The sequence below is a fragment of the Pseudomonas sp. FSO-7 genome (assembly GCF_059579345.1).
The window spans coordinates 793,957-808,286 of record NZ_CM184193.1 but is presented as its reverse complement, the minus strand read 5'-3'; the positions used below and the strand labels follow the sequence as shown (position 1 = coordinate 808,286).

Genomic DNA, 14,330 nt, shown 5'->3' with positions numbered 1-14,330 from the left:
CCCTTGATGCGCCTGAAGCTGCTGACCAATCTCAACACCCTTCTTTTAGTTGCCGTGTGCCTGGGCCTTGGAGCCACCTTATGGTGGTCGCAGATCGCCCTGGAACGACCCTATTTGCTGATGGAGCGTTACCTGGGTCTGTCGCGGCAGTTCCAGGGCGAAGTGGCGCGTAACATCGAGGACTACCTGGCCAGCGGCGACGCCTTGCGCCTGAGCGCGGCCACCCAAGCCCTGGAGACTCTGCAAAAAGACCTCGACCAGTTTCCCCCGGAGCTGGCCAAGACCCTGCGTCCGAGCCTGTCGAACCTCGACGGCTTCAGCAAGACCGATCTGCTGGCCGCCGGCAAACTGGCCGGCGATCCACAGGCCTTGCTGCTGCAGGCCGAGCGTGAACTGAGCGCCAGCCTCGATCAACTGGCCCAATACGCCAATGGCGCCCCGGCCTACCTGCCCCCGTTGTTTGCCGCTTCGCAGCACCTGGGCCGGTTGTCCCTCACGCGGGACAAACTGGTCAGCAGCGGCCGCAGTGAATTGGCCGCCGATGTCGAACGGGAACTGGCAAGCATCCGTGTCGAGGCCGAACGCCTCGACAGCCTGCCCCTGCTGGGCGTCACCGCCAGTAGCGAATCGGGTAGCGATGATTTCGCCGCGCTGATGGGCCTGGAAACCCAGGAAAAAACCGCCGCCGAAGACGCCGGCATCGCCCTCAAGCGCGAACTCAACAGCCTGCTCGGCCGTTACCCGGCGGAATTGACCCGCACCCGCGAACTGATCCAGAAACGCACCGAACTGAGCAGTGCCACGCACCTGAAAATCGCCGATGTGCAAACGGCGATCGATACCCTGGAACCGGCGGTCCGGGCCCAGCACGGGCAGATCCAGGGGGAGGTTCGCATGATTCAGGGGGTGATGATCGGCCTGATCCTGCTGATCGCGCTGCTCATCGACACCTTGCAGCGGCGCTTGGCCCGCACCTTGACGCACCTGGCTCCGGCCTTGTCGACCTGGGCCGAGGGGGACTTCAGCCGGGACATCCACGTAGGCGCCAGCAACCGCGAAATGCAGGACATCGGGGCTTCGCTCAATCGCCTGCGCGCTTACCTGGTGGACCTGGTGGGCACCATTCGGGTAAATGCCGAACAGGTCGCCGGCAGCAGCCGGGCCCTGGCCGAGCTGAGCGGCGAACTGCACAGTGGTGCGGAGGATCAGGCCGACGATACGGCGTTGATCCGTGACTCCCTCAGCGAGCTGGAAGCGACGATCCAGCAAGTGGCCGGCGATGCCAGCCAGGCCGCAGACGCCAGCCGCAGCGCCGGGCAAGCGGTGGAACAAGGGCAGAAAGTCATCGGCCTGAGCCTTACGGGCCTGCATGCGCTGGTGGGGGAAGTGCAAGGCAACGCACAGATGATCGAGCAACTGGCCGAGGAATCGGCCACCATTGGCGGTGTGCTGACGGTGATTCGCTCGATTGCCGATCAGACCAACCTGCTGGCCCTCAACGCCGCCATCGAAGCGGCTCGCGCCGGGGAAATGGGCCGGGGTTTTGCGGTGGTGGCCGAGGAAGTCCGCTCCCTGGCCCAGCGCACGGCCGGCGCCACCGCCGAAATCCAGACACTGATCGCCCGCCTGCAACTGGCCGCGCGCCAATCGGTGGATGGCATGCGCGCCCAGGTCGAACACGCCGAAGCCACCGCCAGCCAGGCGCAAGCGGCCGACGGCGCGCTGGACGAGATCGTCGGCGCCATCCAGACCATCTCCGACACGGCAGTACGCATCGCCGACGTCACCGCCCAGCAAAGCGGTGCCGTCAGCGAAATCCGCGATCACAGCGAGCGGATTCACCAACTGGGCGGGGACAACCTGCTGCGCATCGGCCAGGGCCGGGAACAGGGCGACCATCTCCTGGTACTCGGCGGACGTTTGCACACCGCCGTGCAGGCCTTTCGGGTCTAGCGCCAAAGACTGGATGAATCGTTGTGGCAAGGGAGCTTGCTCCCTCGCCACAGGGTCGATTCCGAAAGAAGTGAACACTCATCGTCAGCCGCCATCTCCTGTGGGAGCGAGCCTGCTCGCGATAGCGGTGGGTGAGCTTGCATCGATGTTGGATGTGTCGCCGTCATCGCGAGCAAGCTCGCTCCCACAAGGTCCCGTGCAGGTTGTCCGAACGCGGGTGACCAGATCCGGGGGCATGGTCACAAATTTCGCGCAAACATCGGTCATCGTGCTGGCTATTGCCGAGAACTGGACAGTCATTAAGGCTTTGCGGCATAGTCGCCGGGTTCTGATACCTGCTCACAGATAACAAGGAACAGCAGATGGCGACCCTATTGGTCCTCCACGGACCCAACCTGAACCTGCTGGGCACCCGTGAACCGGGCGTCTACGGCGCCGTGACACTGGCCCAGATCAACCAGGACCTGGAACAGCGGGCCCGCAACGCCGGCCATCATTTGCTCTACCTGCAAAGCAACGCCGAATATGAACTGATCGACCGCATCCACGCCGCGCGTGGCGAAGGCGTGGATTTCATTTTGATCAATCCAGCAGCTTTTACACATACAAGTGTCGCATTACGTGACGCGCTGCTGGCGGTGAGCATCCCATTCATCGAAGTGCATTTGTCCAACGTGCACAAACGCGAACCTTTCCGCCATCACTCCTACTTCTCCGATGTAGCAGTGGGAGTGATCTGCGGCCTTGGCGCCAGCGGTTACCGACTGGCCCTGGAGGCCGCCCTAGAACAGCTTGATAAACAGGCACCAGCTTGAACAACAAGCGTTAAACGCCCCTGACCGACCCTTGGGAGTTGATGATTCATGGATATCCGTAAAGTTAAGAAATTGATCGAATTGCTGGAAGAGTCCGGCATCGACGAGCTTGAGATCAAGGAAGGCGAAGAGTCCGTACGCATCAGCCGCCACAGCAAGACCCCGGCCCAGCAGTTCTATGCACCGGCCCCGATGCAGGCTCCGGCCGCCGCGCCTGCTCCAGCAGCCGCCCCGGTTGCCGCAGCAGCACCCGCCGCACCGGCGGCGCCGACGCTGAACGGCACTGTCGCTCGTTCGCCAATGGTGGGCACCTTCTATCGCAAGTCTTCGCCATCCTCGCCGTCCTTCGTTGAAGTCGGCCAGACCGTGAAGAAAGGCGACACCCTGTGCATCGTCGAAGCCATGAAGATGATGAACCACATCGAAGCTGAAACCAGCGGTGTGATCGAGTCCATCCTCGTCGAAGACGGCCAGCCGGTTGAGTACGACCAACCGCTGTTCACCATCGTTTGAACCGCGGAGAGCCTTTGATGACTGCGAAGTTGGAAAAAGTTCTGATCGCTAACCGCGGTGAGATCGCCCTGCGGATTCTGCGTGCCTGCAAAGAGATGGGCATCAAGACCGTCGCCGTTTACTCCAAGGCCGACAAAGAACTGATGCACCTGGGCCTGGCGGACGAATCCGTCTGCATCGGTCCGGCGTCGGCTGCGCACTCCTACCTGCACATCCCGGCGATCATCGCCGCTGCCGAAGTGACCGGCGCCACCGCCATTCACCCAGGCTACGGTTTCCTGGCGGAAAACGCCGACTTCGCCGAACAGGTGGAAAACTCCGGTTTTGCCTTCATTGGTCCGAAAGCCGACACCATCCGCCTGATGGGCGACAAGGTTTCGGCCAAGCACGCCATGATCGCCGCCGGCGTACCGACCGTTCCGGGTTCCGACGGCCCACTGCCTGAAGACGAAGAAACCGCTTTGCGCATCGGTCGCGAAGTCGGTTATCCGGTGATCATCAAGGCCGCTGGCGGCGGCGGCGGTCGCGGCATGCGCGTGGTACACAAGGAAGAAGACCTGATTTCCTCGGCGAAACTGACCCGCTCCGAAGCTGGCGCGGCGTTCGGCAACCCGATGGTCTACCTGGAAAAATTCCTGACCAACCCACGCCACGTCGAAGTCCAGGTGCTGTCCGACGGCCAGGGCCATGCGATCCATCTGGGCGACCGCGATTGCTCGCTGCAACGTCGTCACCAGAAGGTCCTCGAAGAAGCGCCGGCACCGGGCATCGACGAGCAGGCTCGCCAGGAAGTCCTGGCGCGTTGCGTCAAGGCCTGTATCGACATCGGCTATCGCGGCGCCGGCACCTTCGAGTTCCTGTACGAGAACGGTCGTTTCTACTTCATCGAAATGAACACCCGTGTTCAGGTGGAGCACCCGGTTTCGGAAATGGTCACCGGTATCGACATCGTCAAGGAGATGCTCAGCATCGCCGCCGGCAACAAGCTGTCGTTCACCCAGGATGACGTGGTCATCCGCGGTCACGCGCTGGAATGCCGGATCAACGCCGAAGACCCGAAAACCTTCATGCCAAGCCCAGGCACGGTCAAGCATTTCCATGCTCCGGGCGGCAATGGCGTTCGCGTCGATTCGCACCTGTACAGCGGTTATGCCGTTCCGCCGAACTACGATTCGCTGATCGGCAAGCTGATCACCTACGGGGCGACCCGTGAAGAAGCCATGGCGCGCATGCGCAATGCGCTGGACGAAATCGTGGTGGACGGGATCAAGACCAACATCCCGCTGCACCGCGACCTCGTACGTGACGAAGGCTTCTGCAAAGGCGGCGTCAACATCCATTACCTGGAGCACAAGCTGGGCAACCAGCACTGATGCTTCACGTGATGTAAAAAGACCCCGGTCCATTGGCCGGGGTCTTTTTTTGTGCACGCCTCAAAAGAGCAGGCGGCGGATCACTTCAACTCCACCGTGGAGTACGCGTGTGATTCGACCGTCGCGGCATTCGCCCGCCGCCCCTGCTGGGTGAGTACGACGCCGCTGGCATTTTCGACCAGGATGTCGCTGCGCATGCGCGCCATGAATCCGCGAGCCCGCATGGACACCGGATCGGTGTTGTTCTTCGCTCGCGCCAGCACGGGTATGTAAAAGCGTTCGACCTGACTGCCGGACGTCTTGAATACCGACGTGACACCCGTGCGCAGATCCAGTGACACGCCATAGTTATTGCCCAGGCAGGAAGAATACGACCAGTGATCCCAGGTCGGTCGCAGCCCGTACTTCCTCATCACCTGCCTGACCGGCTCGCCGATGTCAGTCCCCGTCAACCAGTCCCCGCCGACCAAGGTGGCACGAACATCCTTGGCCGATCCCCCCAGCCGCCGCATCACATCCCGGACACTGCGCTCAATCAGCGCGCGGATGTTGTGATCGAAATGAATGACCGCCCCGACCCGGGTGGTCGGGTTGTACAACGAAGCGATCACGCACGCCTGTGCATTGAGCGAGAACAGGTAGTTGTCCGCCGCTTCGCTGAACCTCGCCACCACGGCCTCGCCCTGCAACGCCCCCCTTGTCACGTCCGGGAAGACATGCCCGGGGAACGCTTCGCGCAAATCGCCTATTCGCCCCAGGTTGCGCACTTCATCATTGCCCCCGCTCAAACCGACCTTGTTATGGGTCCACTTGCCATTCGCCATCCGGCGTATGGGCAATTTGTACAGCGCATCGGGACGCCTGGCATCCACCAGGCACAGGCCGTCAAAGTAAGGGTCCCTCTTCACTTGGTAGTACTTGCCCCCGCTCGCGATGTAGTAGGTGCTACGCGGTTGAGAAACAGTGGGCGGGCTGCGATAGGTGCCGAAAAAAATCCCCTCATCCGTCACCCGCTGCAGATTCTCCGGTGCTCTGTCGACCGCCTGCTGCGGCTTGAGACGTATGGCCGGGACCAGCGGCCCGGACTCTTTGGCGACCACCGATGACACGCTTCTCAAGCGTTGCGCGGACAATGACAAGGGCTTCACGGCACGCTGCAAGTGCCTGGCCGCGTGCCCCAATGCCGTGGCCATGCTGGCGGCGCCGAGCGTGGCGAACAGCGTCCCCCAGGTCGCGACCAGCCAGTGACCGAGCGCGCCCTCCGTGTCGCCTTGCACGTGTCTCTCGATGGCCTGCCCGGCGCTGACGGCAATCAAGCCCATGTCCAGCAACAAGGTAAAGGGCGGATAAACCATGCACACCGGAACCGCCGCGAAGATCAGGCCCTTGAACACTTGGTTGCGGATCATTTCGGCACGACTGGTGGTGATGTCCTCCACGTCGGTGACAGCGCGCTCGATGCCGGCATCGAACTCGGCACGCAGATCAATCAGCCGATTGAGCTCACGCAACGTATCGACGCGAGTGCTCCCAGCCGCCAGCGCCACCAGTGTCCGCCCCACGGCGGCACGCGCGGCGAGTGCGACCCGCTCCAGCATGTAATCCTGCAGTTGCGCCGCGACGCTTCCGGAAAACGCCAGGTACGGACGAAACAGGATGCCGTCCGGCGCGTCGGGTGTGTACAACCAGTAAAACGCCTTCGGATCGAAGTAGGTGAACACGTAGACGCCCAACACCACATGACCACCGACGGTCAGCTTGATCACGCCTTCGCGCGTCACGGCGACACCGGGGTACGTAGCGCTGTTTGCAACTCGCCCATCGCTCAGTAGCGTGACTTGCCGGGTGAGCCACTGGAACGCTTCGGTGCTCACCATCGACTTGCCGTAGGCCACACGCAGGTCGCGGTCCATCCTGGCCAGCAGCAAGTAGCGGTACGCCTCGCGGCGCTTCGCATACTCGGGCGCCGTGGCATCGAGGAACCCGGCACGGATGTGCTTGGCATATCGCTCACCCAGGTAGGCCACACGAAGGTAGGAGGCCAGGTCGGCACTGCGAACCTGCTTCAGATCCTGCCCGATAGAAGAACGCACGCCCTTGGCGGGGTCGTCGATGTCAGCGTTGTGCTCGTATCCGTAGATCGCCAGGTCCAGCAGGCTGGCGGTTTTTTTCTCGGCGGCCAGCCCCGGACGGTAGTCGATGAAGACCGTGGCCGGATCGACCGGCTCAGGCACACCCTTGCTGCGCAGGTAGGGCGCGATCATGTCGGCGAAGGTCCGCTTGGCGAAGTCCATGAACACTTCATAACCCACGAACTGCTCATCGAATACTTGCTGCTGAACCAAAAATTCCTGGCTCAAGCCGCTGATGTTGCGCCGGGACTCAAGCGGCAACGCCGAGTACCAGCGAGGCGACTCGTTCAGCTCCACGTGCATCAGGTTATTGGCCAGGCCGGTCGAGACAGCGTTCTGCAGACAGGTCCTGAAACCTGCCTCCGCCCCCCTGAGGTCTTGTTCCAGGTCCCAGGAAACCGGTTTTTCCACCACGTGGGCAAAGTACGCCCGGGTCTGCCCACGATCCATCGGCGAGAGTTGCTGCAATAGATATTCGCGCCCGGCCTCGTGTTGGGTCCAGGCACCGACTTCGCCGCTCAGGGCCCGCAGCGAGGGCAATTCGATCCACTCCTGGCCATCGGGTTTGCCGGGGGCAAACAGCAGCAGGCCACTGACATCACCGCCCACGTCTTCACGATAAAACACCAGGAGATCGACACACTTCAGGCCATTGGGAAGCATCAGGCTGGCGACACGCAACCCGCCGGCGATTGGCCTCACGATGTCGCCTTCCCATAGGGCGCCGAGGTGGTCATGGCTGGTTACCGACAACTGGCCCGCGCAACGGGCGACAAACGCACTGTGCTGCAACCGCGCCAAAAACCAATCGAGCATGGCGTCCTTCAGATCCCCACCCTCATATCGCTCAGCCAGTGCCGGCAGGTAGCCGGCGGGCGCGTCGACGCTCACCAGTAACTGCGCAATGAAGGCTGATGAAAGAGGCTGGTTACGGAGCATGCCGCCGTTCTCGACCAGGAACACCGACACCGCGTCCGGTCGTACCGGGCCTGCCGCCACCAGTTCACTCAGGCTGTAGGTGCGTACGGGCTGACCAACGACCGTTCGCCACTGCAACTGCACGCGAATGCTGTCCGGCTCGACCTCCATGTCCAACTCTTGCCTGACATAGTCCCTGGCCAATTGCCGAGCGAAGACCCGCAGCGAGCCCAGACCATCGACCCGCTCATCCACCAGCATTTGCGCCTGCGCGGCCCGATTCTCAAAAGCGCGTAACAATTCACGATCGGGAGGGCTCAGCTCCCGCAGCCAATCCGGCAATTGCGACCGCGCCAGCGCGCCAAGTGCCCGGCGCTCGGCCGTGGTTGCCAATGCGGTCAAGCGACTCGTCCGGCGCCAGGCGTCCTGGAGCGCTTCGATCTGCTCTCGCAACTCATCGACACCCAGGCCAACCAGACGCTCGGGCCGAAACAGCTCGTCGACCGCGACCCTGTGCCCATCCAGTTTTTGCCTGACCACGTCTTCGAGCGAGGCCTCGTGCGAAGTCATCCGCCAATGCCGACGCAAATAGTCCTTGTAGTGATCGACAAACGTTGAGGCCGCGCCCTCCACCGCCTGGACAACGAACTCCCGGCGCTCGGCCGCAAAACCCAAGTCTGGCCCGTCGGGCCAACGGTAGGGCGCGTCTTGCGCCTCGTCGTACACCAAAGGCGCCTGGTCGATCATGCGTTGCAGCACGGTATCGAGCAGGGTGCCCACGAAGTGTGGATCGATGTTGCCTTGGTAATGGTAGGTGCGCAGCTCGACCAGCAAGTATTCCTCCAGCACCTCCAGCAGGCTCATCTGGGTATGCAGTCGCGCGTCGATAGCTTCCTGCCAACGTGTCAGTTTCTCCAGGGTCGCCTGTGCGGTAGCCTCCGGCGGGGAATCGACCGCCCCCGTGCGCTCCATGTTGCCTTGCCGTTCGGCAATGATGTCCATACACAATCCTCCCTGCTGTGTGGACCGGCACCTTATCCGCCTTGCGGCATGCCCATGGCATACATATATATATCGAAACACCACCCCGACGGCGCGAGACTCGCTTATCCACTTTGGCGGCGACCTGGCGTACACTGCGCGCCTTTGCAGCCTTGCGCTGCCCCCTGTAGATCTTTTTCAAAGGTACCCGCCATGCCTTGGCTGCAAGTACGCCTGGCCATCAGCCCGGAACAAGCCGAAACCTACGAAGACGCGTTTCTTGAAGTAGGCGCTGTATCGGTAACCTTCATGGACGCCGAAGACCAGCCGATCTTCGAGCCGGAGCTCAATACCACCCCGCTGTGGTCCCACACCCACCTGCTGGCCCTGTTCGAAGGCGGCACCGAGGCGGCCAGCGTGCTGGCCCATCTCGAGCTGCTGACCGGCAGCCCGCTGCCCGAGCACCACAGCGAAGTGATCGATGACCAGGATTGGGAACGCAGCTGGATGGACAACTTCCAGCCGATGCGTTTCGGCCAGCGCCTGTGGATCGTCCCGAGCTGGCATGCCGCGCCAGAGCCGGACGCGGTCAACCTGCTGCTGGACCCGGGCCTGGCGTTCGGCACCGGCACCCACCCGACCACCGCGCTGTGCCTGGAATGGCTCGACGGCCAGGACCTGAAGGGCTGCAACGTGCTCGACTTCGGCTGCGGCTCGGGGATCCTGGCGATTGCCGCGCTGCTGCTGGGCGCCCGGGAAGCGGTCGGCACCGACATCGACGTCCAGGCCCTGGAAGCCTCCCGCGACAACGCCGGGCGCAACAACATCGCCGAAGCCCTGTTCCCACTGTACTTGCCGCAGGACCTGCCACAGGTCCAGGCCGACGTGCTGGTGGCCAATATCCTGGCCGGCCCGCTGGTGTCCCTGGCGCCGCAACTGTCGAGTCTGGTCAAACCGGGCGGACGCCTGGCGCTGTCGGGCATCCTCGCCGAACAGGGCGAAGAGGTCGCCGCCGCTTATGCCGCGGACTTTGACCTGGACCCGATCGCCAATCGCGATGGCTGGGTGCGCATCACCGGACGTCGGCGCTAGAATGAGCGCCTGTATCCACCGGATTGCCGCATGACTGACAGCTTCGTCACCCAGTGCCCGCATTGCCACACCCGTTTTCGCGTCAGCCATGCTCAATTGAGCGTGGCCCGCGGGGTGGTTCGTTGCGGCTCGTGCCTGCAGGTATTCAATGCCGCACAACAGTTGCTGGAACAACGCACAGCCAAGCAAGCGGCGCCTGCCGTCGCGCCGCCCGCCAAGCCGGCCGCCGAAGCCCCGCCCCGGGCGATCAGCCAGAAACAATGGAGCGCCGCCGAGCTGGATCTGGATGACCTGGACAAGGAACTGGCACGCCTGGAGCGACGTGACAATCGCGCCCCGGGCAATGCCGGTCGGCGCCGGGAAGACAACCTGAGCGCACAACGCGACTCGCACTCCAGCGAAGAGCAAGCCTGGCCCGACAGCCTGTACAGCGAAACCTCGAGCGAACACGTCGAAACCGTCCTCGATACCCCCTTCGAACCGTTCGAGCCCCACGAGCCGGCCCGGCCACCGCGTACCGAGCCGTCCCTGTCCCTGGCCCTCGAGCCGCTGGAGCCGGACGACGAACCGGCCGCCCCGCTCCACCTCGCGCTGGACGACGAGCCCGACGAACACCTCGAGCGCCTGTCCGCCACCGATGACCACGACCACGACGACGAGCCCGAGCGACCGCTGCCACTGCGCAAGTCACGGGAACGCCAAGAGCCGGGAATACGTGCCGAAGCCCTCCACGACCTGGACGACGACCCGCTGCAACTGGACTGGCGCAAACGCCGTTCGCCCTGGGGTCGACGCTTTTTGTGGATCCTGCTGATACTGCTCGCCGCCGCCGCCCTGGGTGGCCAATACATCGCCTATCACTTCGAAGAACTGGCCCGCCAGGACCAGTACCGGCCATGGTTCCTGCAAATCTGCCCGACCATCGGTTGCGACGTACCGTCCAAGGTCGACATCGCCAAGATCAAAAGCAGCAACCTGGTGGTGCGCAGCCATCCGGAGTTCAGCGGCGCCCTGGTGGTGGACGCGATCATCTACAACCGTGCGCCCTTCTCCCAACCTTTTCCGTTGCTGGAGCTGCGTTTTGCCGACCTCAACGGCCACTTGATCGCCAGCCGTCGCTTCAAGCCCGGGGAGTACCTGGGGGGCGATCTCGAGGGCCGCGGCGAAATGCCGCCGCAAACGCCCATCCACATCGCACTGGATATCCTGGATCCGGGACCCAAGGCGGTGAACTACAGCCTGAGCTTTCATTCCCCCGAATGAAACCGGCCAGGGTCGGCCAATTGACGGCAGCTTTCTGACTGACCCCACCCAGACCAAACCGCTGGCGATAACAAAATAGCTGTTCAGATTTTATCCAATTCGATCTTTATCCAGTCATCGAGAGCGGGTATCATGCCAACCCTTTTTCGAAGTCTCATGATCCGGCCCCACTTCAGGGAAGTCCTATGTCGGCGGTACGCATCGGCCCATATACATTGCAGAACGGCCTGGTTCTCGCCCCTATGGCGGGCGTCACCGACCAGCCCTTTCGTCAGCTGTGCAAACGTTTGGGCGCAGGATTGGTGGTTTCGGAAATGGTCACCAGTGACATGAGTTTGTGGAACACCCGCAAATCGCGTCTGCGCATGATCCACGAAGGCGATCCCGAGCCCCGCTCGGTACAGATCGCCGGTGGCGACGCACAGATGCTGGCGGAGGCGGCCCGGGCGAATGTCGAGCTGGGAGCGCAGATCATCGACATCAACATGGGCTGCCCGGCGAAGAAGGTCTGCAACAAGGCCGCCGGCTCGGCACTGTTGAAAGATGAAGCGCTGGTCACCGAGATCCTGCAGGCGGTCGTCGCCGCGGTCGATGTGCCGGTGACCCTGAAGATCCGCACCGGGTGGGACCGGGAGAACAAGAATGGCCTGGTGGTGGCGAAGATCGCCGAACAGGCGGGCATCACGGCGTTGGCGGTCCATGGCCGCACCCGTGCCGACCTGTACACCGGCGAAGCCGAGTACGACACCATCGCCGCGATCAAGCAGGCGGTGTCGATTCCGGTCTTTGCCAACGGCGACGTTGACTCGCCCGAGAAGGCCCGGTACGTGCTGGACGCCACCGGTGCCGATGGCCTGTTGATCGGCCGGGCCGCCCAGGGGCGACCATGGATTTTTCGTGAGATCGAACACTACCTGCGCACTGGCGAAAAGCTCGCTGCGCCGCAGTTGTCCGAGGTGGAACGTATTCTGCTAGAGCATCTGGCCGCGCTACATGCCTTCTACGGAGAAGTCATGGGCGTACGCATCGCTCGCAAGCATGTGGGCTGGTATCTCGCAACCCTGCCGGGCGCCAGGGAGTTTCGCGCCCGTTTCAATCGTTTGGATGGTACACAAGCACAATGCGCCGACGTTCAGGCGTTCTTCGCTGAGCGTTACAAGAGCCTGACAGGGGACGAAGGGGTGGCCGCATGACGATGATGACCGAGACTTTAGTGAGTGGAACAACACCCGTGAGCGACAACGTGAATTTGAAACAGCACCTCAATACGCCCAGCGAAGAAGGCCAGACCCTTCGCGGGAGTGTCGAGAAGGCGCTGCACAATTATTTCGCCCACCTTGAGGGCGCTGCCGTCACGGATGTGTACAACCTGGTGCTTTCCGAAGTCGAGGCACCGCTGCTCGAAAGCGTGATGAACTACGTCAAGGGCAACCAGACCAAAGCCAGTGAGCTGCTGGGCCTGAACCGCGGCACCCTGCGCAAGAAACTCAAGCAGTACGATCTGCTGTAAGCATTCAATCAAACCAGAAAGGCGCCCGCATAAAAAACGGTCGCCTTTTTTGCTGACTTCCCTTGCTTTTGATGGAAATTGAAATGACCGACCAGACCACCCGCCTGCCGATCCGCCGCGCCTTGATCAGCGTCTCCGACAAGACCGGGATCCTCGAATTCGCCCGCGAGCTGCAACAGCTGGGCGTCGAGATTCTCTCCACCGGCGGGACCTTCAAGCTGCTGCAGGACAACGGCGTTGCCGCAGTGGAAGTCGCGGACTACACCGGTTTTGCGGAAATGATGGACGGTCGGGTCAAGACCCTGCACCCGAAAATCCACGGCGGGATCCTGGGCCGTCGCGGCATCGACGACGCCATCATGAACGAACACGGCATCAAGCCGATCGACCTGGTGGCGGTCAACCTCTACCCGTTCGAAGCCACCATCAACAAGCCTGGCTGCGACCTGCCGACCGCCATTGAAAACATCGACATCGGCGGCCCGACCATGGTCCGCTCGGCGGCCAAGAACCATAAGGACGTGGCCATCGTGGTCAACGCCAGCGACTATGCCAACGTGCTGGAGAACCTCAAGGCCGGCGGCCTGACCTACGCCCAGCGTTTCGACCTGATGCTCAAGGCCTTCGAACACACCGCGGCCTACGACGGCATGATCGCCAACTACATGGGCACCGTGAACCAGGCCGCTGAAACCCTGTCGACCGAAGGCCGCAGCGAATTCCCGCGCACCTTCAACACCCAGTTCGTCAAGGCCCAGGAAATGCGCTACGGCGAGAACCCGCACCAGAGCGCGGCGTTCTACGTGGAAGCCAAGCCTGCCGAAGTCGGCATCGCCACCGCTACCCAGCTGCAAGGCAAGGAACTGTCGTTCAACAACGTGGCCGACACCGACGCCGCGCTGGAATGCGTGAAGAGCTTCGTCAAGCCCGCCTGCGTGATCGTCAAGCACGCCAACCCGTGCGGCGTGGCCGTGAGCCCGGACGCCGAGGGCGGCATCCGCCAGGCCTACGAACTGGCCTACGCCACCGACACCGAGTCGGCCTTCGGCGGCATCATCGCCTTCAACCGTGAACTGGACGCCGAGACCGCCAAGGCCATCGTCGAACGCCAGTTCGTCGAAGTGATCATCGCCCCGTCGGTCAGCGAAGAAGCCCGCGCCATCGTGGCCGCCAAGGCCAACGTGCGCCTGCTGGCCTGCGGCCAGTGGTCGGCCGATCGTGCGCCGGCCTGGGACTACAAGCGCGTCAACGGCGGCCTGCTGGTCCAGAGCCGCGACATCGGCATGATCGGCAGCGAAGACCTGAAAGTGGTGACCCAGCGCGCCCCGAGCGAGCAGGAAATCAACGACCTGATCTTCGCCTGGAAAGTCGCCAAGTACGTCAAGTCCAACGCCATCGTCTACGCCAAGAACCGCCAGACCATCGGTGTCGGCGCCGGCCAGATGAGCCGCGTGAACTCGGCCCGCATCGCCGCCATCAAGGCTGAACACGCCGGCTTGCAGGTACAGGGCGCGGTCATGGCCTCCGATGCGTTCTTCCCGTTCCGCGACGGCATCGACAACGCAGCCAAGGTCGGCATCACCGCGGTGATCCAGCCGGGTGGTTCGATGCGTGACGCTGAAGTGATTGCCGCGGCTGATGAAGCCGGCATCGCCATGGTCTTCACCGGCATGCGCCACTTCCGTCACTGATACACCGACCCACTGTGGGAGCGAGCTTGCTCGCGAATGCAATCTGTCGGTGACGTAGATGTTGACTGACACTCCGCCATCGCGAGCAA

General features: G+C 62.7%; 10 protein-coding genes. 9 read left to right on the top strand and 1 reads right to left on the bottom strand.

Annotation, left to right across the window (positions count from 1 at the left end; genetic code table 11):
- The first annotated feature begins 6 nt into the window (after positions 1 to 6).
- From AC515T_RS03425 to accC, 4 genes are all read left to right on the top strand, one after another.
- A complete protein-coding gene (locus AC515T_RS03425; protein ID WP_496531437.1) occupies positions 7 to 1,953 on the top strand; it encodes a methyl-accepting chemotaxis protein in 1,947 nt (648 codons plus the stop codon).
- Between the two features lie 362 nt (positions 1,954 to 2,315).
- Complete coding sequence (gene aroQ, locus AC515T_RS03420) at positions 2,316 to 2,768, top strand: type II 3-dehydroquinate dehydratase (protein WP_092331086.1); 453 nt, start codon at positions 2,316 to 2,318, stop codon at positions 2,766 to 2,768.
- A gap of 48 nt (positions 2,769 to 2,816) precedes the next feature.
- Positions 2,817 to 3,281, top strand: coding sequence for an acetyl-CoA carboxylase biotin carboxyl carrier protein (gene accB / locus AC515T_RS03415; protein ID WP_053118072.1), 465 nt, complete (start codon positions 2,817 to 2,819; stop codon positions 3,279 to 3,281).
- 17 nt (positions 3,282 to 3,298) lie between these two features.
- Positions 3,299 to 4,654, top strand: a complete 1,356-nt coding sequence (gene accC, locus AC515T_RS03410) for an acetyl-CoA carboxylase biotin carboxylase subunit (RefSeq protein WP_496531436.1) — start codon at positions 3,299 to 3,301, stop codon at positions 4,652 to 4,654.
- An 80-nt stretch (positions 4,655 to 4,734) separates the two neighbouring features.
- Here the strand turns inward: accC and AC515T_RS03405 are convergent, their stop codons facing one another.
- Positions 4,735 to 8,706: a type III effector 1 gene (locus tag AC515T_RS03405; RefSeq protein ID WP_496531435.1), complete on the bottom strand. Its 3,972-nt coding sequence runs from the start codon at positions 8,704 to 8,706 to the stop codon at positions 4,735 to 4,737.
- 192 nt (positions 8,707 to 8,898) lie between these two features.
- Here AC515T_RS03405 and prmA point away from each other — a divergent pair, with 192 nt between their 5' ends.
- From prmA to purH, 5 genes are all read left to right on the top strand, one after another.
- A complete protein-coding gene (prmA, locus tag AC515T_RS03400) occupies positions 8,899 to 9,777 on the top strand; it encodes a 50S ribosomal protein L11 methyltransferase (RefSeq protein ID WP_496531434.1) in 879 nt (292 codons plus the stop codon).
- Between the two features lie 30 nt (positions 9,778 to 9,807).
- Positions 9,808 to 11,040 (top strand): DUF3426 domain-containing protein, encoded by a 1,233-nt coding sequence (locus AC515T_RS03395; protein WP_496531433.1) that lies wholly within the window; start codon positions 9,808 to 9,810, stop codon positions 11,038 to 11,040.
- A 185-nt stretch (positions 11,041 to 11,225) separates the two neighbouring features.
- Positions 11,226 to 12,233, top strand: a complete 1,008-nt coding sequence (gene dusB, locus AC515T_RS03390; protein WP_058544597.1) for a tRNA dihydrouridine synthase DusB — start codon at positions 11,226 to 11,228, stop codon at positions 12,231 to 12,233.
- The gene (gene fis / locus AC515T_RS03385; RefSeq protein WP_003186237.1) at positions 12,230 to 12,550 is read left to right on the top strand and encodes a DNA-binding transcriptional regulator Fis; all 321 of its coding nucleotides are present in this window, start codon (positions 12,230 to 12,232) and stop codon (positions 12,548 to 12,550) included. Before dusB ends, fis begins: the two co-directional genes overlap by 4 nt.
- 83 nt (positions 12,551 to 12,633) lie before the next feature.
- Positions 12,634 to 14,241 (top strand): bifunctional phosphoribosylaminoimidazolecarboxamide formyltransferase/IMP cyclohydrolase, encoded by a 1,608-nt coding sequence (gene purH / locus AC515T_RS03380; protein ID WP_496531432.1) that lies wholly within the window; start codon positions 12,634 to 12,636, stop codon positions 14,239 to 14,241.
- Positions 14,242 to 14,330 lie beyond the last annotated feature (89 nt).